The following is a 20792-nucleotide window of genomic DNA, read 5'->3' as shown; positions in this document are numbered from 1 at the left end:
GGTGACGCGGTGGAACACGGTGTTCCGACTTTGGCATAACGTGGATTCCCGCATTGTTCCTTATAGTTGCGGGGTCGCCGGGAATGGGGGAACCAATATGCTGATCCAGGAATTGCCGGTCGCTCACATGAGGGTCGGCCTGCGTACCGAATTCGGGCTGATCGAAAAGGCACGCCATATCCACAACCAGCGCCGGCTTCGCGATGAGGTGCTCGGCAACGAATTGTTCGGCGATCCGGGCTGGGACCTGATGCTCGATCTGTACATCGCCCAGGCGAGCGGCAAGCGCGTTTCGGTGACGAGCGCCGCGATCGGTTCGGGCAAGCCGATGTCGACCGGGCTGCGCTGGGTGAAACTGCTGATCGAGCGCTCGCTCGTGGTGCGCGAGGCCGATCCTTATGACGGCCGTCGCTCCTATCTGCGCCTGACGTCGAGCGCCTTTGACGCCATGGAGGATTTCCTCGCGCGCTGCTGAGTGTCGATGGGGTCCGGCGTGTCCCGACGCCCCCGGTCTGGATGTACCAGCTTGAATGCGCCCGCTTGATGACGGGGGCCTGCATCCAGCCTCCGCACCCGTTGCGAAGGCCGGATGCAGGCCCTAACGCTCTCCCGGCTTGGGGGAGATGATGATGCTGAACGGAACTGTGCTGGTAACGGGCGGGGCGGGCTATATCGGGAGCCATGCGGTTCTCGCACTGCTTGACGCCGGGCACCGCGTGGTCGTCGTCGACAATCTCGTCACCGGCTTCGACTGGGCGGTCGATCCCCGCGCCACGCTGGTCCGGGCCAATATCGAGGATGACGGCCTGGTCCGCGCCGCGATGCGCGAGCATGACGTGCGCGCCGTCATGCATTTCGCCGGTTCGGTGGTGGTGCCGGAATCGGTCAGCGACCCGCTTAAATATTATCGCAACAACACCGTCGCCAGCCGCGCCCTGCTCGAAAGTGCGGTCGTTTGCGGGGTGCGGCATTTCATCTTCTCCTCGACCGCCGCGACCTATGGCACGCCGGAAAAGGTCCCGGTGGCGGAGGGTGATCCGCAGGTCCCGATCAACCCCTATGGCATGTCGAAGCTGATGACCGAGGCGATGCTGCGTGACGTCGCCGCGGCGCATCCTATCAACTTCGCGGCGCTGCGCTATTTCAACGTCGCCGGGGCGGATCCCAAGGGGCGCAGCGGCCAGTCGACCGCCGGGGCGACTCACCTGATCAAGGTCGCGGTCGAAGCGGCGACCGGCAAACGCGCCTCGGTCTCTGTATTCGGCACTGATTTCGACACGCCCGACGGCACCGGCGTGCGCGACTATATCCATGTCAGCGATCTTGCCGCGGCGCATGTCGCGGCGCTTGACCTGCTGGTCGCCGAGCCGACGCGCAATCATTTCCTCAACGCCGGCTATGGCCGCGGCTTCTCGGTGCAGCAGGTGCTCGACGCGGTCGACCGGGTCACCAACATGAAGATCGAGCGCCACCTCGAAGGCCGCCGCCCCGGCGACCCGGCCGAGCTCGTCGCCGACAACCGCGCGATCCTCGCCACGCTGGACTGGAAGCCGGCACTCGATGATCTCGACACGATCGTGAAGGATGCGCTTGCCTGGGAACGGCTGCTGGAACAGCGCGGCTAGAGCATCGTGCTGGGAATCGGCGCCACCAGCTTCCGTTCGTGCCGAGTAAGGGCCGAACAGGCGAAGCCGTATCGAGGCACAGGTGACGTGCGGAACGCCTGCCCCGATATGCCATCTCGACAGGCATGTCCCGAGCGTCGTTGGGAAGCTCAATGACTATTTGGGCCGAATCGGGGGAGGTTCGATCTGATGCGCCTCGCTCTACCCTGCCTTCCCACGGACAGTCCTGAATCCTGACGCCGCCATCCGCGATTCAACCAATCGCCCGGCTCGGTATCGTCGCTCGCCCCGCGCTGCGTGCCGCAGCCGGGCGAGAGGTGCAGGCATGTCAGTAGAAATACCCGCGCTCAAGTCCCCACAAGAAGAGCTCGAAATCATATCGATACCCCTCGCGAAATTGGCCGGCTATTCGTCAAATACCGTCGGGGGACTATTTCGCGCGGCGTTTCTTGCACTTCCAACACCTGTTCGGCCATCGTCCGTATATCGGGCACAGGCCGCTGGTAACGCCCGAATCCGCTTCCCTCGTGGGTGGGTCGCGAAATTCGACGAATACTTGATCGTTTGGCTTCCGCTCCAACACAATGACTTGGCGTCGCGGCCAGAATGGAGGCCCTGTCGACAGCGGGCGCCTCGTTCAGCGCACGCTGGACCTTTGTTCCGGCGCGGCCGCACCCGGAATAGCGGCTGGCCCGGTGAACGCCTTCATCACGACGCCACCCTTGATCACCATGCTGACCGCGCGCGTCGACGCCACCTCCTGCGTCGGGTCGCCATTGACCGCGATCAGGTCGGCGAGCAGCCCGGCCTTCACGGCACCCAGCTTGCCGTCGAGATGGAAGGCCCGCGCATTGCCCGATGTCGCCGCGATCATCACCTGTGCCGCCGGCATGCCGGCAGCGACCATCAATTCAATCTCCCGTGCATTCTCGCCATGGGCGAACACGCCGACATCGCCGCCCATGCACATCGTTACGCCCGCCGCGCGCGCCAGGGCGAAACTCTTCCGGCTCTCCGTCACGCTCGCCGGCGCCGGATCGGCACCGTTCCAGCCGCGATAGCGCGCGACGGCGTCGGAGGCGGCAAGCGTCGGGCAGAGCGCGATGCCCTTTGCGGCCATTGCCCTGAAAATCTCGGGCGTGCCGCCATAGCCATGCTCGATCGTGTCGACCCCGGCCGCGATCGCACGGCGCATGCCCTCGGCGGTGGAGGCATGGACCGCGACGAGGCGCCCAGCGTCATGCGCCGCCTCGGTCGCTGCGATCATCTCGGCTTGCGACAGGGTCGCACGGCTTGGTTCTCCTGGGCCCCAGCGATAATCGGCATAGAGCTTCACCACATCGGCGCCCGCCGCGATCTGGCTGCGCACCGCGCGCACCATCTCGTCGACCCCGTTCACCTCCTGCGCACCCTGCGGGACGGCGACGCCCGGCTCGAACCCCTTGGGGCCATAGGCCCCCAGCGCGACGATCGCGCGTGTCGCCACCGTCAGGCGCGGCCCCGCGACGATTCCCTGGTCGATCGCCTGTTTCAGCCCGACATCGGCATAGCCAGCGCCCTCGGTGCCGAGGTCGCGCTCGCTGGTGAAGCCGGCCATCAGGGTGGCGCGTGCCTGCGCCACTGCCCGCGCGGTGCGCAGCGCCAGCGGCTCGTGCAGGACCTGGTCGTCCCAACTCGTCTCGTTATAGGGATGGAGGAACAGATGGCCGTGCCCCTCGATCATCCCGGGCATCACCGTCTGGCCGGGCAGGTCGATGGTCAGCGTGCCGGGCGGTGCCTTCAGCGTCGGTCCCGCCGCGACGATCCTGCCGCCGTCGATCAACACTTCCCAGCCGGCATGCGGTTTCGGATCGACGCCATCGAAAACCCGGGCCGGGCGAAGCAGGATCGCCTGCGGCTCGGCCGCCGCCACGGGCCCGGCGATCGACAGCATCAGCGCAAGCCACCATTTCATCCCCGGTTCTCCCACCGCACCATTGTCTTGCCGCGCGCTCATGCGCCGGATAGCCCTGCGGCCATGGATAGACTCAAGCCCCGCCTTCGCAACCTGCTCCTCGCAACCGCCCTGCTGTCGCCCGGCATCGCCCATGCCGCGCCGGATGAGATGGGGAGCTGGAAGGCTCGGGCCGCCCGCGTTGCCATTACGCGCGACGACTGGGGCATTGCCCATGTCATCGGCAAGAGCGATGCCGATACGGTGTTCGGTGCGATCTACGCTCAGGCGGAGGATGATTTCAGCCGGATCGAGGCGAATTACCTGACCGCGCTTGGCCGCACCGCCGAGGCGCAGGGCGAGGCGGCGATCTGGGCCGATCTGCGCCAGCGCCTCTATGTCGATCCGGCCGTCCTCCGGAAGCAGTATCGCGAGAGTCCCGCCTGGCTGCGCCAGTTGATGGATGCGTGGGCCGACGGGCTGAACTATTATCTCGCCACCCATCCCGGCACCCGTCCCAAAGTGCTCAGGCGTTTCGAGCCCTGGATGGCGCTGTCCTTCACGGAGGGCAGCATCGGCGGCGATATCGAGCGAATCTCGCTGTCGGAACTGGAAAGCCTCTACGGTGCGCGCCAGGTCGCGATGACTGACGAGGAGACAGGCCGGGTGCCGCGCGAGCCGCGCGGTTCCAACGGCATCGCCATCGCGCCGAAGAACACGGTGGATGGCCATGCCCTGCTACTGATCAACCCGCACACCAGCTTCTATTTCCGCTCGGAGCTTCAGATGACCAGCGGGGAGGGGCTCAACGCCTACGGCGCCTCGACCTGGGGCCAGTTCTTCATCTACCAGGGCTTCAACGCCAATGCGGGCTGGATGCACACCTCCTCGGGCGTCGATAATGTCGATGAGTTCGCGGAGACTTTCGTCTACGATTCGGGCAAGCTCTCCTATCGCTATGGTGCGAAACTGCGGCCGGTCGAACGCAGCCGAATCTCCATCGCCTTCCGCCAGTCCGACGGCAGCATGGGGAACCGCGCCTTCACCGTGCCGCGCACTCATCACGGGCCGATCGTGGCGAAGCGCGATGGCAAATGGATCGCCGCGTCGATGATGTGGAAACCGATCCTCGCGCTTGAGCAGAGCTGGCTGCGGACCAAGACGACTGACCTCGCGTCATACATGGCGGTCGCCGAACGTCAGGCGAACAGCTCCAACGATACGCTCTTCGCTGACAGCAAGGGGGAGATTGCCTATCTCCACCCGCAATTCGTGCCGGTTCGTGACGACCGGTTCGACTATACCCGGGCGGTCGACGGCGCCGATCCGGCGACCGACTGGAAGGGCCTGCACGCCATCGCAACCCTGCCCAATGTGATCAACCCGCCGGTGGGCTGGGCGAAGAACACCAACGACTGGCCATGGCAGTCGGCCGGCCCCGACAGCCCAAAGGCGAAGGATTATCCGCGTTACATGGATCAGGCCGGCGCCAACGCGCGGGGCACCCATGCCGATCTGCTGCTCACCGGGAAGACCGGCTTCACGCCGGAAGGATTGCGCGCGGCAGCCTATGACAGCTATCTCCCAGCCTTCGCGACGCTGATCCCGCAACTCGTTTCGGCATGGGAAGCGCTCCCGCCCGGCGATGCCCGGCGCGCGAAGCTCGCCGCCCCTGTCGCGCTGCTCAAGGGGTGGGACTATCGCTGGAGCGCCACGTCCCAGCCCACTGCGCTTGCCGTCATCTGGGGCGATACCTTGTGGAAGGATGTCGGCAGCTTCGCCCGCGCCGAGCGGATGAACGTGCCCGACTATATCGGCGCGAAGGTGGCACCCGGGGCAAAGCTCGACGCGCTGGTTCAGGCGGTCGATCGCCTGACTCGCGATTTCGGCGACTGGCGCGTGGCCTGGGGCCGGATCAACCGCTTCCAGCGGCTCGACGATTCGATCGACGCGCATTTCGACGATACGAAGCCGAGCATCGCCGTACCCTTTACCTCGGCGCAATGGGGCTCGCTCGCCAGCTATGGTGCCAGACCCTATCCCAACACGAAGAACTATTACGGCACCAGCGGCAACAGCTTCGTGGCGGTGGTCGAGTTCGGCCCGCGCCTCAAGGCATGGGCGGTCACCGCGGGCGGGGAGAGCGGGGACCCGGCGTCACCCCATTTCAACGACCAGGCCCAGCGCTATGCCGACGGCAATCTCAGGCCGGTCTATTTCTATCCCCAGGACCTGACCGGCCATGTGGAGCGGAAATACCAGCCCGGCCTCTGACACCCTTCCACCGGGGGAAGGGTGTCAGAGGCCGGGATCGATTCAACCTGCGACGGATCTGTCCTAATCCCCGCCCTCAATGGGCCATGGAAGGAGCAGCCTCGCCGTCACCCGCCAGCCGGGACCTTTTGCCCAGCGCGGCGAACAGTGCGATCCCGACATAGGCGATGGCGGGCAGCACGAACGTCATGCCGATGCTGGTCCGGTCGGCGATATGCCCCGACCACAAGGGCAGCAGCGCACCGCCGACGATCGCCATGCACAACAGCCCCGATACCGACGCGCTCGATGCCTTCGACCGCTCCATCGTGATGCTGAAGATCGTCGGGAACATGATCGAGTTGAAGAAGCCGACGCCAAGGGCGGCATAGGCTGCGGCGGGTCCATGCAGCAGGAAGGCCGCGGCGCTCAGGCACGCGGCGACCGTCGCGGCGCCGGTGAGCAGATAGCTCGCCCGCACCCGGGTCAGCAGCACGCTGCCGACGAATCGTCCGACGAACGCCCCGCCCCAATAATAGAAGGCCAGCACGCCGCCCGCCGCGTCGAGCGCCAGGCCAAGCACGTCGGTGCGGTTGAGGAAATTGATCATCACGCTGGCGATAGTCACCTCGGCGCCGACATAGAGGAAGATCGCGACAGCGCCGAACACCGCCCAGCCCGACCGCAGCGCCTTGAGCGGCGAGGCGCCCTGGATGCCGATGTCGGCGGCGGACGTGTTGATGCGGTGGCGGAAGGCGTAGATCAGCAACGCGAGCGCCGCGACCGCGACGGCGATCAGTACAAAGGCATGGTCGATCGCGCCCAGCGCCGTGCTGCGCGGTACATGGGGAAGGATATGCCCGCCCTGGCCGAACACGTCGGACCGAAGCATCAGCTTCGATCCGATGTTGACGCCGAGCACCACGCCAAGCGAGTTGAACGCCTGTGCGAGGGTCAGGCGGAAATGGCTCCGCTCGGGCGCGCCCAGCGACGCGGCCAGCGGATTGGCGGCGACCTGCAGCACGGTGATGCCGCCCGCCATCACGAACAACGCGACCAGTACCATGGTATAGGCTTCCATGTGCGACGCGATCAGCATCAGCCCGCACGCGCCGATCATCACGATCAGCGCGGTGATGATCGTGCGGCTGTGGCCAAGCCGGGCGAGCAGCGCTGCGGCGGGCAGCGACACGACGAAATAGGCGAGGAAGAAGGCGAACTGGGTCAGCATGCCTTCCGCCACGTTGAGCGTGTAGATGCCGCGCATCGCCGCGATCAGCGGGTCGGTGTTGGAGGTGATGAAGCCCCAGGCGAAGAACAGGCACGTCACCACCGCGAAGGCGGCGCCGGCGCCGGCTGCGGTCTTGCCGCTTTCCTTCGCGGTCATTGCGGGCACCCCGCCGCGCCGCCGGCGCTGACGAAGCGTATGTCGGAGATCGACAGCGTCATCGCTCCCTCGCTTGCGAGTGTGAAGGGCGCGGTGACGCGCCTCGGGTCGAGTCCCGTGGCGGCGAAGCAGTTGAGGGGGAGGGTGAGCGTGGTCCATTGCCCGACCGGTGCCGCCCGCAGGATGCCGGTGATCGGGACTGTGCCCGCACAATTATTGCCGCATTGCAGGCCCATTCGTACGATCCCCGTTGGCGTCGCATCGACGCGATATTCCACGACCACGCTGTACTGTGCATTGGCTTCGCGAGCTATGTCGACCGGCTTGTCGGCGGCGATCCGCATCGTGCCGCCCGCCGTGCCCCAGGTGATGGTGCGGGCATCCTCCTGCGCGCGCCGGTCGATACTGGCCAGGCGGACGAGCCCGGCGCCGGTCGTGCCAGAATTGCCCTTCACCGGCACCGCCACACCGCCGGGTTCGGCCAGGTCGAAGCTCCAGCCCGCCGGCAGGGTACCGCGCGCGAACACCGTACCGTCGGCGCGGGTTGCGGCGGCCGGCCGGTCTTCGGAAAGCTGCGCGAGGTTGCCCTGGTCGGCATAGGTCAGCCCATAGCCGAAGGCGAACAGCGGGTCGTACTTGGCGTCGCCCCGGTTGAGCGGCGTCTGGTCGATCCGCTTCGGCCAGGAAAAGGAGAGCTTGCCGCGGAAGTCATGGCGGGCCTTGCCGTCCTTGCCCGCCAGCAGCACGTCGGCCACGCCGCCACCCTCGCCGCCGGGCAGGAAGGCCGCGACGAACGCGTCGGCGGCGTTAATCTCCGGGTTCACCCACAAGGGCCGGCCCGACAGGAACACCGCGACGACGGGAATGCCCTGCGCCTTCAGCTTCTTCAGCAGGTCCAGGTCGCGCGTCTCGCCGGGGCGATATTCGACCGTCGCCCGGTCGCCCGCGAATTCGGCATAGGGGTCCTCGCCGAACACCACGATCGCGGCGCCGGGCTTCTTGGTGAAGCTGCCGTCGACGCTCAGCGTCGCACTGCCGCCCGCTGCCTTCGCTGCCTCGGCAATGCCGGCATAGATCGACTGGCCGTGCGGGAAATCGGCATTGGTCAGGCCGGTGCCCTGCCAGCTGATCGTCCAGCCGCCGCTCTGCTTCGCGATATTGTCTGCACCGTCGCCCGCGACCAGCAGGTCGAGCTTGGGCGACAATGGCAGCACATGGCGCTGGTTCTTGAGCAGCACCAGCGATTCCCGCACCGCCCGCCGCGCCACCGCACGGTGCTCGGGCGACCCGAGCAGTTCGAACTTGCCGGCGAACGGGCGGCTGGAGGGCCTGCCCTTCTCGAACATGCCGGCGCGCATCTTTACCCGCAGGATGCGCCGCACCGCTTCGTCGAGCCGTGCCTTCGATATCTCGCCCGATTTTACCTGGGAGAGCGTGCTGGCATAGAAGCCCTTCCAGCTATCCGGCGCCATTACCATGTCCATCCCGGCGTTGATCGCGGCGGGGCAGGAAGTGTTGGAACAGCCGGGCACCTGGCCGTGCGCGTTCCAGTCGCCCACGGTCAGGCCGTCGAATCCCATCTGGTCGCGCAGCGCGCCGGTCAGCAGTTCCTTGTCGGCGCTCAGCTTGGTGCCGCGCACGCTCGAGAAGCTCGCCATCACCGCCTGCACTCCGGCGGCGATGGCCGGCGGATAGCCCGCGCCATGGATGTCGCGGATCTCTTCGGGGGAGGAAGGATTGTCGCCCTGGTCGACGCCGTTGGCGGTGCCGCCATCGCCGACGAAATGCTTGGCGGTGGCAATCACCTTGCCGGCGCGCAGGAACGCCTTCGTGCCCGGCTTGCCCTGCAATCCCTCGACTATCGCGCCGGCATAATCGCGCACCACCGACGGATCTTCGGAAAAACCCTCATAGCTCCTGCCCCAGCGATCGTCGCGAACCACGGCGAGGGTAGGGGAGAAGTCCCAGTCGATCCCGGTGACCGCCATTTCCTTCGCGGTCACCTCCCCGATCTTCCGGATCAGGTCGCGGTCGCGCATTGCCCCCAGGCCGATATTCTGCGGAAAGATCGTCGCGCCGATGATGTTGGCATGGCCGTGCACCGCATCGATCCCCCAGATCGGCGGGATCACCGGGCGGCCGTCGTCGCGTTTCGTCACCGCGTCCCAGGCCGCGTCGGCATAGGCCAGCCAGGCGGGGGCGGGCGCCTTGTCGTCGCGGTTCGGGCCGGAGCTGCCACCGGCCAGGATCGATCCGAACTTGTACTGGCGGATATCGTCGATCGAGAGGCTGCCGATATCGGGCTGGACGATCTGCGCCACCTTGTCCTCGTCGGACATGCGGGCAAGCAGGGAATCGATCCGGGCCTCCATCGCCGGATCGGGCGGCAGGGGCGATCCGACATGCGGCCATGGGGCCGCGGGCGTCTGCGCCGTGCCGATTCCGGTTGCCATGGCAACAGTCATGAGGCTGGCGACCCCGAGCGCCACCTTCGCCCTGCGCTTGCCGAACATCACTTTATCCTCTCCGTCGATCGGTTTGTCAGCCCGACCAGTCGGGTTCTGCCTGCTCTTACATCACTACGTGACTTACGTTGTCAATTCCAATCGCCCGATAGTTACGCAAGCCTGCCATACCGAACGTCAACTGGCCTGGGGGGGCGGGGCCGGGCCGGTGGACTGGCGGGTGATCAGCGCCACGGGGTGCTCGATCAGGTCTTCATGTTCCTTCTTGTCGAGCATGGCGACCAGCATAGCGGTCGCGTCCCGCGCCATATCGAACACCGGCTGGTGGATCGTCGTCAGCCGCGGCCACACGATCTGCGCGATCGCGCTGTCGTCGAAGCCCGCCACCGACAGGGCGCCCGGAACGTCGATCCCCAGGTCGTGCGCCGCCATGATCGTCCCGGCCGCCATGTCGTCATTCTGCGCGAAGATCGCCGTCGGGCGGTCGCTGCGGCCGAGCAGGCGCATGCCCGCCTGCAGCCCGGAATCGAAGGTGAACATGCCCTGTTCGATATCGTCCGGCCGCATCTTCAGGCCAGCGGCCGAAAGCGCGTTGGAGAAGCCGAGCAGTCGAGCCTCGCTCGCCGGATGGCTTGGATCGCCCTTGATCATCCCGATCCGCCTGTGGCCCAGCGAGATGAGATATTCGGTCATCATCCGCGCTGCGCCGACATCGTCGGTCAGCGTGCGCGGGCCAAGTTCGGGCGACCGGGTCGGCGCGATGCGCACGAACGGGAAACGGGCCGCCTCGAGCTGTTCGAGCACGACCGGATGATCGGACGCCGGTGGGGTCAGCACCACCCCGTCGAGCGCCGCCGACCTGACCAGCGACACGATCTTGTCGGCGATCGCCGACACCTGCCCCACGGGCAGCACCACCAGCCGGTATTTCTCGCCCTGAAGGCGATCGAGCGCACCCTGCTGCAACTCGACCACATAATTGGGGCTGGGATTCTCGTAGAGCAGGCCGAGCAGATAGGATCGCCGGCCGACCAGGCCCTGCGCGACGACGTTCGGGTGATAATGCAGCGCGGCGGCGACCTTCAGCACGCGGTCGCGTGTCTTGGGCGTGACATTGGGCGCATCGTTGAACACGCGCGAAACGGTCTTGATCGATACGTCCGCCTCCCGGGCCACGTCGATGATGGTTGCGCGCCGCCCGAGATCCATATCCGCTCCGCTAGCATGGGAATTGACGCTGCGGTAGACCGCGCGGGACCGCGCGGCACAGCAGACAGGCGCTATAGTGCCTTCCGGAACGTCCGCGAAACAAGGCTTTTCCGTCGGGTGCGCGAAATTATGACAACGTTGATCTCGATCTCCTTCCCGCTGGGCGCTTCACCCCCTCGAGCTCCTGTGGTCTAAAGCCCTGATGAAACGCCTCCCGGTCATCGCCATCCTGTGCTTCGGCACGGCTGCCAGCCTCGCCACCGCGCAGACGGCGCCGCCTGCTCCCGCCGCGCCGGTCGACTCGGTCGATCCCTTCATCGGCACTGGTGGGGAGGGGCATACCTTCCCCGGCGCGGTCGCGCCGTTCGGCATGGTGCAGTTGAGCCCGGATACCGAGATCAAGCCGTTCAAGCAGAGCTACAAATGGGCGGCGGGCTATCGCTACGAGGATTCGTCGATCCTCGGCTTCTCGCATACGCATTTTTCCGGTGCCGGACACAGCGATCTCGGCGACGTCCTCGTCATGCCAGCGGCCGGCGATGCGGTCCCGCTTGAACCGGGCGATTCGGCCAGGCCGGGCTCGGGCTACCGTTCGCGCTTCAGCCATGCGAGCGAGGTCGCGACACCCGGCTATTATGCGGTCACCCTCAGCGACCCCGGCGTGCGCGCAGAGCTGACGGCGGGCACGCGCGTCGGCGTGCATCGGTACGGCTTTCCGGCGGGAAAGACGGCACACCTCGTGGTCGATCTCCGGTCGAGCATCTATAATTATCCGGGCAAGATCCTCTGGTCGTCGGTCCGGGTCCGTTCCGACGGTACGATCACCGGCATGCGGGAGACGCGGGGCTGGGCACCGGCGCGCAAGCTGTTCTTCGCGATGCGCTTCTCCGCACCGCTTGCCGGTCACGCCTTCGTCAACCGCGAGGAGGATGTGCCGTACAAGGGTTTCCAGGGCCCCGGTCGCGGCGATGACGGGGTGGATCAACTGGCGGGGCGGGCGCTTGTCGCCCGGCTCGATTTCGGCACGCTGACAAGGCCGCTCGAAGTTCATGTCGCCATTTCCGGCGTCGATGAAGCGGGCGCGCTGGCGAACCTCGCGAGCGAGCCCGGCGACTTCGACTCGATTCGCGCACTGACCCGAACGGCATGGGAGAAAGCGCTCGGTGCGGCGACAATCGAGGCGCCGGGTCCGATGAGGAAGACGCTCTACACCGCGCTCTATCACACACTCGTCGCGCCCAGCGTCTATGGGGATGCCGATGGGCGATATCGCGGGCCGGACGATCAGGTCCATCAGGCAAGCGGCTTCACCTATCACTCGACCTTTTCGCTATGGGATACGTTCCGCGCCGAGCATCCGCTGCTGACCCTGATCCAGCCGGAAAAGCGCAACGCCGATTTCGTCAACTCGCTGATCGCAAGCCGGCAGGACAGCCCGTTCGGCATCCTGCCGGTCTGGCAGTTCAACGGTCGCGAGACCTGGACGATGATCGGCTATCATGCGGTGCCGGTCATCGCCGACGCCTATCTGAAGGGGATCAGGGGCTTCGACGCGAAGGCGGCGCTGGATGCGATGGTCGCAAGCGCCGACTACACGCCTTATGGCGGCCTCGGCGACTATATGAAACTCGGCTACGTGCCGATCGACCGCGAGCCCGAGGCGGCGTCGAAGACGGTCGAATATGCCTATGACGACTGGACGATTGCGCGGATGGCGCGGGCGATGGGGCGCAAGGATGTGGCCGACCGCTTCGACAGGCGCGCACTCAACTGGCGCAACAGCTTCGATGCGAAGACCGGCTTCCTCCGTGCGCGCAAGGCGGACGGCAGCTATCGCGAGCCGTTCGATCCGACCGCTATCAACTATGGCAGCGACTATACGGAGGGGAATGCCTGGCAATATTCATGGTTCGCGCCGCAGGATCAGGGCGGCCTGATCCGCATGCTCGGCGGCGACGCGGCGACCGTGAAGAAGCTCGACGCGATGTTCGACTTCGACAACAGCAAGGTCGACTATAGCCATGCCGAGGACATCGCCGGCCTGATCGGCCAGTATATCCATGGCAACGAGCCGAGCCACCATGTCGCCTATCTCTACAGCTATGCCGGTGCGCCGTGGCGCACGCAGGAACGGCTGAAGCAGATCGTCGACAGCCAGTACAAGCCGACCCCTGACGGCCTGTCCGGCAATGACGATCTCGGCCAGATGTCGGCCTGGCTGGTCTTCACCAGCCTCGGCTTCTATCCGGTGGCACCGGGGACGGGCGAATATGTCATCGGTCGCCCCTTCGTTGATCGCGCGGTGCTGAATCTGCCGAACGGCAAGAGCTTCACGATCCGTGTCGAAGGGCTGTCCGATACGAATCGCTATGTCGGCCGGGTGCTGCTCAACGGTACATTGCTGCCGCGCGGCTTTATCCGCCATAGCGAGATCGTTGCCGGCGGCGAGCTCCGCTTCGTCATGCAGGCGACGCCCAACACCATTTGGGCGACGGGGGAAAAGAATCGCCCCTATTCAATGACCGGCTATTCCGCAGGAAAGTAGAATCACGCTGATGTTCGACCTCGACGCTTATCTCGCCCGCATCGCCCTGAAGGAACGGCCTCTCGCCGACGCCGAGGGTCTGGCCATGCTCCAGCGGTCCCATCGTCTCGCCATCCCGTTCGAGAATCTCGACATCATCCTTGGCCGGGGCATCCGGATCGACAGCGAATCGGTCTTCGCCAAGCTGGTGACCGCGAAGCGCGGCGGCTATTGCTTCGAGCATAACCGCCTGTTCCTGGACGCGCTGACGGCACTCGGCTTCGAGGCTCGGCCGCTGCTCGCCCGCGTCTGGCTCGGCGCGACGGACACGCCGCCGCTCGCCCATGTATTCAGCCTGGTGACGATCGACGGGCAGGAATGGGTCGCCGATCCCGGCTTCGGCGGCAGCTACACGCCGATCATGCCGCTGGCCGAGGGCGCAATGGTCGATGCGCCGGATGGCGCCAGCTTCCGTCTGGAGCGCGATACGCTGCATGGCTGGATGCTGCTGCGCGATGGCCATCCCGGCACGACCGACGGGCGCGGCGCCGGGGAAGGCTTTCAGCCGCAATACAGCTTCACTCTCGGCCAGGTCTGGGACGCTGACCTGCACCTGAGCAACCACTGGACCTCGACCGCGCCGGAGAGCCGCTTCCTGCAACTCCGCCTCGTCAGCATCGTGCTGCCGCGCGGGCTCGCCGGCCTCACCGACCGTGTCTATCGCCGGCGTGCGGGCGAGGAGGAGAACGTCGCGGAAATCGTCGATCCGCGCGTCTATCGCATGCGGCTGAGCCTGATGTTCGGGATCGACTTCACCGCCGAAGAGGTCGCCGCGCTCGGCCTGTTCGGCGAGGCCTAGGCGGAAAGGCGCCCGAGCTCGACGGTGATCACACGATCGCACAGCACCAGGCTTTCCGCGCGATGCGAGATCATCACGATTGTCGGGCGCGGATCGAGACTGGCCAGCCGCTCGAGCAACGCAGCTTCCCCCGCTGCATCGATCGCGTTCGCTGCCTCGTCCAGCACCAGCATGCGCGGATCGCGGAGCAGGGCGCGGGCGATCGACAGGCGCTGGCGCTCGCCGCCGGATAGCGCGATCCCGCGCTCTCCGACTTGCCCTTCCAGCCCCTCGGGCAGGCGCGCGACGATCTCTTCCGCACCGGCAAGGCGCAGCGCATCCCAAAGGCGCGCATCGTCGATCCCGTCGGTGCCCCAGGTGAGATTGTGGCGCACGCTGTCGTTGAACAGGAAGCCTTCTTGCGGAACATAGGCGAGGCTCTCGCGCCAGCCCGCCCGCCGCGCCGCGTCGAGCGGCTCGCCGCCGATCAGCATCCGCCCGGTCTGCGGTTCCTGCAGTGTCGTGAGCAGCTCGACCAGCGTCGTCTTGCCAGCGCCCGATGGTCCGGTGATGCCGATGAAGGAGCCCGGCTCAATCGTCAGGTCGGCCGGATGCAACCCGCCGCCGCCCGGATGAAGGAACGACACACCCCGCAATTCGATCGCGCCCGGCGGTGGCATGACGGGCACTGGCGCGGGCGCCGCGCTCGCATCGAGATCCTCCTCGAGCTTGCGGACCGCTTCGAACGCCGGGAGGCCGAAGAAGAAGTTCTGCGTCGATTGCTGGATCTGCATGGCCGGTCCGCTCATCCGCGCGAAGATCAGCACCAGAGTAATCAATACCGCAGGCGGAATCTGCACGGCATAGCCGGTCAGCACGACGATCGCGCCCATCAGGGACGATCCGACCGCGAAGACCTGCCGGCTGCGCGCCTGACGCTGGGTGAATTCAAGCATGCGTGCCCGGACGGAACGCTGGATCGTCGCGAACTCTTCGGCAAAGCCGTGTTGGGCGTTTTGCGCGGTCGCCGCTTTCAGTCCGCCCAGAAAACCGGTCGCGCTGCCCATCATCTTTCGGTTTGCATCGACCAGACCGACACCGAGATCGCGAACCCGGCCCTGCGCCAGCAGGACCGCGCCGCCGCCGATCAGGACGATCGCGGCGATGGCCAGCGCGAGGCCCGGCGCGAGCAGGAAGGCAAGGGCGCCCTGCACGACCAGCATCACCAGCGCGATACCGCCCTGGATCAGGAACTGCGCGCCCGATCCGATACGGTTGACCTCGACGCTGACCATATTCGTGACGCGGGCATGGCTGAGCGCCGCGATCCGGTTCCACGGTGCGCCTGCCAGCGATCGGATGATCCGGTCACGCTCATGCTGGGCGAAGTCGCCCTGAAGTCGGGCGAGGTGCATGTCGCGCGAATAGAGCACGACCGCGCGCAGCACCGCCATCGCGACGAACGCAGCGATCAGCAGGGCGAGGCGGCCCATCTGGCTGTGGACGCCCAGGGTTTCGAAGACAGCCCGTGTCGGTAGATACCCGTCGCCCGGATTGACCACGGCATCGACGATGGGGATGAGCAGCACCAGCCCCGCGCCGTCGAGGATCGCGGAAAGGCCGACAAGGCCCGCCGCGATCCAGCCGCGCACGCCGGCAAAGCGCGCAAAGGCCTCGAAGAAACGGGCGGCAGAGCGCCAGAGCGCGGTCATCGAGGCAAGTGTCATGGAAATCCCTTTCCCACGCGCGCGGGCCGCCGTCGAGAAGCTGTGTGCATATGCGGCGGCGTTAGGGCTTGCGCGGAGAGCGCGAACTTCCTGTATGCGGGCGACCCGTTTGCAGGAGCCGCCCGATGATCGCCCGTCCGTGCCGTAGTGCGTTGTTCATGCCCGCGTCGAACGCGCGCGCGATCGAAAAGGCGCGCACCCTCGATTGCGATGTGGTGATCCTCGATCTTGAGGATTCGGTCGCGCCCGATCTGAAGGCGGCAGCGCGCGACCAGGCGATCGTGGCGGCGGCAGCCGGAGGGTTCGGCGATCGTGCCCTGTTCGTACGCGTTAATGCGCTCGATACGCCATGGGGGGCTAACGATTGCCGGGCAGTGGCGGACGCGGGGTTCGAAGCGGTCGTGCTGCCCAAGGTATCGATTCCCGCGGATCTGGAAGCGGCCCGCATGCTGCTCGGTACGGTACCGCTCTGGGCGATGATCGAGACATGCGCCGGCATGCTCGATCTGCCCGCGATCGCCGCATCGGCGCGCGCCACCGGGTTGGTGGGCCTGCTCGCGGGCACCAACGATCTCGCCAAGGAGATGTGCTGCACGCCCGGGCCCGAGCGGACCCCGTTGCTCGGCCATCTCGCGATGATCGTCACCGCCGCCCGCGCGGCCGGTATCGCTGCGCTGGACGGCGTGTGCAACGTGATCGAGGACGGGGCGGTGCTAGCTGCCGAATGCGCCCAGGGGGCAGCCTTCGGCTTCGACGGCAAGTCGCTGATCCATCCCGCCCAGATCGCGGCGGCCAATCGGGCTTATGGTCCGACGGCGGCAGCCATTTCGTGGGCCGATCGGATCATCGCCGCGTTCGCGCTACCGGAGAATATGGGGAAGGGAGCGATTCGCGTCGAGGGCGAGATGGTCGAACTCCTGCACCTCGAACAGGCGCAGCGGATCGCCACGCTGGCCGGGTCGATCAGAAGAAGCTGAACAGCAGCGTCGCGTTCAGCCCGATCACCGTTGCGGCGATCACCCAGGCCGCGATCTTCAGCCACAGCGCATTGGCGAGAGCGCCCATCTGTTTCCTGTCGCTGGTGAAGCTGACCAGCGGCACCACCGCGAACGGCAGTTGGAGGCTCAGCACGACCTGGCTCAGCACCAGCAATTTCGTCGCGCCGGAATCGCCGGCGATGCCGACCACGATCACCGCAGGCACGATCGCCAGCAGACGAGTCACCATGCGCCTGAGCCACATCGGCAGCTTGAGGTCGAGGAACCCTTCGGCGACGATCTGCCCGGCAAGCGTTCCGGTGACGGTCGAATTCTGTCCCGACGCGAGCAGCGCCACCGCGAACAGCACGCTGGCGGCCCCGGCGCCGAGCATCGGCGACAACAGCTTATAGGCCTGGTCGATCTCCGCGACGTCGGTCCGCCCGGCCGTGTGGAAGGTCGCGGCGGCGAGGATCAGGATCGAGGCGTTGATGAACAGCGCCAGCGTCAGCGCGACCGTGCTGTCGATCGTGGCATGCTTCACCGCGTCGCGCTTGCCCTCATCGTCCTGCCCGAACCGGCGTGTCTGCACGATCGAGCTATGGAGATAGAGATTGTGCGGCATCACCGTCGCGCCGAGGATGCCGATCGCGATATAAAGCATCGCCGGGTTGGTGACGATCTCGCTCGTCGGGACCAGCCCGCGCATGATCGCGGCAACGCTCGGCTGCGCCATCGCCAGTTCATAGGCGAAGCAGCCAGCGATCACGACCAGCAGAGCGACGATGAATGCCTCGAGCTTGCGGAAGCCGAATCGCTGGAGTGCCAGGATCAGCAGCACGTCGAACGCGGTCAGGCACACGCCTGCTATGAGCGGAAGGCCGAAGAGTAACTGGAGCGCGATCGCTGTGCCGAGCACTTCGGCCAGATCGCAGGCGATGATCGCAAGCTCGCACAGCACCCACAGGCAGAAATTGATCACCGGGTTGTAGTTGGCGCGGCATGCCTGGGCGAGATCGCGTCCCGTGACGATGCCGAGCTTCGCCGACAGCGACTGGAGTACCATCGCCATGATGTTCGACAGCAGGATGACCGAGAGCAGGGTGTAGCCAAAGGCCGATCCGCCCGCGAGATCGGTCGCCCAGTTGCCCGGGTCCATATAGCCGACCGCGACCATATAGCCGGGGCCGGCGAAGGCCGCGGTCTTGCGCCAGAAGCCGCCTTTGCCGAGCGGCACCGCGATGGTGCGATAGCTTTCGGAAAGCGAGGGGCGCTGCGGCCGCATGTCGCTCATGCCGTCGAATCCCGGCGCGGTCGTGGCTGAGGGCGGCGGCGACATGCGGTATCCTCTCGTATGCGTATCATGCCGTCAATCGCCGGAGCCGCATTCGGTTTCGCCTTAGCCCAGGACGCGGCCGGCGACAGCATCCAGTTTCGCCAGCACGGCCGGGTCGCGCGCATCCGGTGCGGTGATCAGCGCATGGTCGAGCACCGTGTCGAGCGGGGAGGGCGTGCGCTCGGCCGGCAACGCGGCGACGAACTCAAGCACCGCCTTGCGGGCGATGGTGCCGTTGGCCGACATCTGCCTGATGACCTCGCTCACCTCGACGAAAGCAGCCTCCTCACGCCAGCAGTCATAGTCGGTGACCATGCCGATCAGGGCGTACGGCATCTCCGCCTCGCGGGCGAGCTTTGCCTCGGGCATGGCGGTCATGCCGATCACGTCTGCGCCCCATTGGCGGTAGAGCATGCTTTCCGCGCGGCTTGAGAATTGCGGCCCTTCCATCGCGAGATAAGTCGCGCCCTTGGTGATCGACCCGCCGGCCGCGCGTACCGCCTCGGCGGCGAAGGCCGAAAGGCGCGGGCAGACCGGCTCCGCCATCGAGACATGCGCGACCATGCCGGTGCCAAAGAAGCTCGAGGGGCGCGCGACAGTCCGGTCGATGAACTGGTCGACCACCACGAAATGCCCGGGTGGCAATTCCTCGCGCAGCGATCCGATCGAGGAGATGGCGAGGATGTCGGTGCAGCCGCTGCGCTTCAGCGCATCGATATTGGCGCGGAAGTTGAGTTCCGACGGCGGAATGCGGTGGCCGCGGCCATGGCGGGGCAGGAAGACAAGCTCGACATCGCCGATCGATCCGAACAGAAGATCGTCCGACGGATCGCCCCAGGGTGTGGAAACGCGTCCCCATTCAGGGTTCTGCAATGCATCGATGGCATAGAGTCCCGAACCACCGATGATTCCGATCTTCCATTTGCCGCTCATTCGATGCTCCCATAGGTCGTCGATTCCGGCTACCGCCGTCTTATACCGCCTATCTCTCGAGCCCCGGGGCCGCCATATGCGATTTGTTCTTGCCGCGATTTTGTCGATTATCCTGTCCGGTGCCGCACATGCCGCTGACGGCATCACCGGTGACTGGGTTTCGCAGGACGGCAAGGGCATCGTGACGATCGCGCCCTGTGGCAAGGCGCTGTGCGGCCATATCACGCGGTTGACCGAAAAGGCCCGAGTCGAGGGGCCGACGACGGACAGCCACAATCCCAGTCCGGCGCTGCGCACCCGCTCGCTGGTCGGCGTGCAGGTGCTGTACGGTTTCACCGAGCAGGACGGCAAATGGGAAGGGAAAATCTATTACCCTTTCCAGGGCAAGACCTATCGAGCCTATATCAGCCGCCAGTCGGCCACCAGCCTGAAGGTGGAGGGATGCTGGTTCATCATTTGCCGCACGGTGACATGGCCGGCGGCTCACTGAGGCGAACCCCGGTTCCGGAAACGAGGCAATTGACGGCGTCGGAATCAGGAATCCCGTTCCTCGGAATTGTCGGTCTCCAGGCGGCTCAACCATTGCTGTGCCTGCTTCGCTTCGCCCACCGCCTGAGGTGATTTGGGCCGCCCCCGCGACGCGAGAAATTCCTGGTGCAGCGCGAACGGCTCGATGCCGAGTTGCGATCGCATCTCGTCAATTTCTTCGCCAAGCGTGATGATCGGATCGACGACCGCCGCCGCACGCTTGCGCGTATCCTTGTCCTGATGATGGTCGAACAGGCCGAAACGGCCTGCGGCGGTGGTGCGCAGTGCGGCGATCAGCGTGGTGCGATATGTCGTTTCCAGTTCGACGCGGTGGGCGTCCAGGCGTTCAAGGCGGGCGGCGCGGGCCATGTCAGATCACCTTCATGTCGGCGGCATAATGATGCCAGGCGAAAATCGCTGCCGCGCCGCGATGAGGTCGCCAGGCCTCGGCGAGCTCGCGGGTCAGCTTCTCGCTCGGTCGTTCGTCATGGCCCAGGATTCGGCCGATCTCGATCTGCACCGCCAGGTCGCCGGCCGGCCAGATGTCGGCGCGTCCTTCGGCGAACAGGAGATAGACCTCGGCCGACCAGCGGCCGATGCCCTTGATCCGGACGAGCGCGGCGACCGCCTCCTGGTCGTCGGCGGGAAGATTCGCCAGATCGAGCCGGCCACTCGTCACCTCGTCGGCGAGGCTGCGCGCATAGCTGGCCTTTTGCCGCGACAGCCCCGCCTCGCGAAGCTGCTCGTCGGTCGCGTGCATGATATTGCGGGGGTCGTCGAGGTTGCCGACAATCCCCTCCAGCTTCCGCCACACCGATTCGGCAGCCTTGGTGCTGACCTGCTGTCCGACGATCGTGCGCAGCAAGGTCGCATAGCCCCGCGCGCGGATTCGCGGCGGGGGATAGCCCGCGCGCGCGATCGCTGTGGCGAAGCACGGCTCGCTCGCGGCCAGTATGTCGAGCGCCGCGCGAAGCTGTTCGGCGCTCAGGCCCATATTCTCGTCCCTTGATTAGCGGCGCCGGGGGCGGCATGGCGGCGCCGAACCCCGGAGGAGGAT

The 20792-nt window shown here is 66.2% G+C and carries 16 protein-coding genes; 7 read left to right on the top strand and 9 right to left on the bottom strand.

Annotated elements, in window-relative coordinates:
- The first annotated feature begins 127 nt into the window (after window positions 1-127).
- Both NDN01_RS16215 and galE read left to right on the top strand, forming a co-directional pair.
- Window positions 128-475 carry a hypothetical protein gene (locus NDN01_RS16215; protein WP_272622792.1) on the top strand — a complete coding sequence of 116 codons (348 nt, stop codon included), beginning with the start codon at window positions 128-130 and terminating at the stop codon, window positions 473-475.
- A gap of 154 nt (window positions 476-629) precedes the next feature.
- Window positions 630-1625, top strand: coding sequence for a UDP-glucose 4-epimerase GalE (gene galE / locus NDN01_RS16210; protein ID WP_272628260.1), 996 nt, complete (start codon window positions 630-632; stop codon window positions 1623-1625).
- 637 nt (window positions 1626-2262) lie between these two features.
- On the opposite strand, the gene NDN01_RS16205 is transcribed toward galE, so the two are convergent.
- Window positions 2263-3558: a metal-dependent hydrolase family protein gene (locus NDN01_RS16205; protein ID WP_272628258.1), complete on the bottom strand. Its 1296-nt coding sequence runs from the start codon at window positions 3556-3558 to the stop codon at window positions 2263-2265.
- Window positions 3559-3642: 84 nt separating this feature from the next.
- Here NDN01_RS16205 and NDN01_RS16200 point away from each other — a divergent pair, with 84 nt between their 5' ends.
- Window positions 3643-5832: a penicillin acylase family protein gene (locus NDN01_RS16200; RefSeq protein WP_272622791.1), complete on the top strand. Its 2190-nt coding sequence runs from the start codon at window positions 3643-3645 to the stop codon at window positions 5830-5832.
- Window positions 5833-5908: 76 nt separating this feature from the next.
- On the opposite strand, the gene NDN01_RS16195 is transcribed toward NDN01_RS16200, so the two are convergent.
- The 3 genes from NDN01_RS16195 to NDN01_RS16185 all read right to left on the bottom strand — a co-directional run bounded on the left by NDN01_RS16195 (window position 5909) and on the right by NDN01_RS16185 (window position 10872).
- Window positions 5909-7198 carry an MFS transporter gene (locus NDN01_RS16195; protein WP_272622790.1) on the bottom strand — a complete coding sequence of 430 codons (1290 nt, stop codon included), beginning with the start codon at window positions 7196-7198 and terminating at the stop codon, window positions 5909-5911.
- The gene (locus tag NDN01_RS16190) at window positions 7195-9711 is read right to left on the bottom strand and encodes a glycoside hydrolase family 3 protein (protein ID WP_272622789.1); all 2517 of its coding nucleotides are present in this window, start codon (window positions 9709-9711) and stop codon (window positions 7195-7197) included. The genes NDN01_RS16195 and NDN01_RS16190 overlap by 4 nt, the downstream gene beginning before the upstream one ends.
- 129 nt (window positions 9712-9840) lie before the next feature.
- The gene (locus NDN01_RS16185) at window positions 9841-10872 is read right to left on the bottom strand and encodes a LacI family DNA-binding transcriptional regulator (RefSeq protein WP_272622788.1); all 1032 of its coding nucleotides are present in this window, start codon (window positions 10870-10872) and stop codon (window positions 9841-9843) included.
- Between the two features lie 202 nt (window positions 10873-11074).
- Between NDN01_RS16185 and NDN01_RS16180 the strand changes: the two genes are divergently transcribed.
- Window positions 11075-13417, top strand: coding sequence for a GH92 family glycosyl hydrolase (locus tag NDN01_RS16180; protein WP_272622787.1), 2343 nt, complete (start codon window positions 11075-11077; stop codon window positions 13415-13417).
- A gap of 10 nt (window positions 13418-13427) precedes the next feature.
- Window positions 13428-14255 carry an arylamine N-acetyltransferase family protein gene (locus NDN01_RS16175; RefSeq protein WP_272622786.1) on the top strand — a complete coding sequence of 276 codons (828 nt, stop codon included), beginning with the start codon at window positions 13428-13430 and terminating at the stop codon, window positions 14253-14255.
- Here the strand turns inward: NDN01_RS16175 and NDN01_RS16170 are convergent.
- Window positions 14252-15961 carry an ABC transporter ATP-binding protein gene (locus NDN01_RS16170; RefSeq protein WP_272622785.1) on the bottom strand — a complete coding sequence of 570 codons (1710 nt, stop codon included), beginning with the start codon at window positions 15959-15961 and terminating at the stop codon, window positions 14252-14254. The two genes, NDN01_RS16175 and NDN01_RS16170, sit on opposite strands and share 4 nt — an antisense overlap.
- 125 nt (window positions 15962-16086) lie before the next feature.
- Between NDN01_RS16170 and NDN01_RS16165 the strand changes: the two genes are divergently transcribed.
- Window positions 16087-16938 (top strand): HpcH/HpaI aldolase/citrate lyase family protein, encoded by an 852-nt coding sequence (locus tag NDN01_RS16165; protein WP_272622784.1) that lies wholly within the window; start codon window positions 16087-16089, stop codon window positions 16936-16938.
- On the opposite strand, the gene NDN01_RS16160 is transcribed toward NDN01_RS16165, so the two are convergent.
- Both NDN01_RS16160 and NDN01_RS16155 read right to left on the bottom strand, forming a co-directional pair.
- Complete coding sequence (locus NDN01_RS16160; protein ID WP_272622783.1) at window positions 16925-18277, bottom strand: Nramp family divalent metal transporter; 1353 nt, start codon at window positions 18275-18277, stop codon at window positions 16925-16927. The two genes, NDN01_RS16165 and NDN01_RS16160, sit on opposite strands and share 14 nt — an antisense overlap.
- 60 nt (window positions 18278-18337) lie before the next feature.
- On the bottom strand, window positions 18338-19207 hold the full coding sequence (locus tag NDN01_RS16155; protein WP_272622782.1) for an S-methyl-5'-thioadenosine phosphorylase: 870 nt from the start codon (window positions 19205-19207) through the stop codon (window positions 18338-18340).
- Between the two features lie 76 nt (window positions 19208-19283).
- Here NDN01_RS16155 and NDN01_RS16150 point away from each other — a divergent pair, with 76 nt between their 5' ends.
- Window positions 19284-19697, top strand: coding sequence for a DUF2147 domain-containing protein (locus tag NDN01_RS16150; protein WP_272622781.1), 414 nt, complete (start codon window positions 19284-19286; stop codon window positions 19695-19697).
- Between the two features lie 44 nt (window positions 19698-19741).
- Here NDN01_RS16150 and NDN01_RS16145 read toward each other — a convergent pair whose 3' ends face one another.
- The gene (locus NDN01_RS16145; RefSeq protein WP_272622780.1) at window positions 19742-20104 is read right to left on the bottom strand and encodes a hypothetical protein; all 363 of its coding nucleotides are present in this window, start codon (window positions 20102-20104) and stop codon (window positions 19742-19744) included.
- A 1-nt stretch (window position 20105) separates the two neighbouring features.
- Window positions 20106-20729, bottom strand: a complete 624-nt coding sequence (locus NDN01_RS16140; protein WP_272622779.1) for a DNA-3-methyladenine glycosylase family protein — start codon at window positions 20727-20729, stop codon at window positions 20106-20108.
- Window positions 20730-20792: the final 63 nt, after the last annotated feature.

The organism is Sphingomonas sp. QA11, from assembly GCF_028473665.1.
GTDB classification, from domain to species: domain Bacteria; phylum Pseudomonadota; class Alphaproteobacteria; order Sphingomonadales; family Sphingomonadaceae; genus Sphingomonas; species Sphingomonas phytovorans.
This window is presented reverse-complemented; position numbering and strand designations above follow the sequence as displayed.

Coding starts and splice junctions, on each gene's coding strand:
- NDN01_RS16150 (WP_272622781.1), top strand. CDS start 19,284: ATGCGATTTGTTCTTGCCGCGATTTTGTCGATTATCCTGTCCGGTGCC.
- NDN01_RS16190 (WP_272622789.1), bottom strand. CDS start 9,711: ATGTTCGGCAAGCGCAGGGCGAAGGTGGCGCTCGGGGTCGCCAGCCTC.
- NDN01_RS16140 (WP_272622779.1), bottom strand. CDS start 20,729: ATGGGCCTGAGCGCCGAACAGCTTCGCGCGGCGCTCGACATACTGGCC.
- NDN01_RS16205 (WP_272628258.1), bottom strand. CDS start 3,558: ATGCTGTCGATCGCCGGGCCCGTGGCGGCGGCCGAGCCGCAGGCGATC.
- NDN01_RS16160 (WP_272622783.1), bottom strand. CDS start 18,277: ATGTCGCCGCCGCCCTCAGCCACGACCGCGCCGGGATTCGACGGCATG.
- NDN01_RS16215 (WP_272622792.1), top strand. CDS start 128: ATGAGGGTCGGCCTGCGTACCGAATTCGGGCTGATCGAAAAGGCACGC.
- NDN01_RS16200 (WP_272622791.1), top strand. CDS start 3,643: ATGGATAGACTCAAGCCCCGCCTTCGCAACCTGCTCCTCGCAACCGCC.
- NDN01_RS16180 (WP_272622787.1), top strand. CDS start 11,075: ATGAAACGCCTCCCGGTCATCGCCATCCTGTGCTTCGGCACGGCTGCC.
- NDN01_RS16185 (WP_272622788.1), bottom strand. CDS start 10,872: ATGGATCTCGGGCGGCGCGCAACCATCATCGACGTGGCCCGGGAGGCG.
- NDN01_RS16145 (WP_272622780.1), bottom strand. CDS start 20,104: ATGGCCCGCGCCGCCCGCCTTGAACGCCTGGACGCCCACCGCGTCGAA.
- NDN01_RS16155 (WP_272622782.1), bottom strand. CDS start 19,207: ATGAGCGGCAAATGGAAGATCGGAATCATCGGTGGTTCGGGACTCTAT.
- NDN01_RS16175 (WP_272622786.1), top strand. CDS start 13,428: ATGTTCGACCTCGACGCTTATCTCGCCCGCATCGCCCTGAAGGAACGG.
- NDN01_RS16195 (WP_272622790.1), bottom strand. CDS start 7,198: ATGACCGCGAAGGAAAGCGGCAAGACCGCAGCCGGCGCCGGCGCCGCC.
- NDN01_RS16165 (WP_272622784.1), top strand. CDS start 16,087: ATGATCGCCCGTCCGTGCCGTAGTGCGTTGTTCATGCCCGCGTCGAAC.
- galE (WP_272628260.1), top strand. CDS start 630: ATGCTGAACGGAACTGTGCTGGTAACGGGCGGGGCGGGCTATATCGGG.
- NDN01_RS16170 (WP_272622785.1), bottom strand. CDS start 15,961: ATGACACTTGCCTCGATGACCGCGCTCTGGCGCTCTGCCGCCCGTTTC.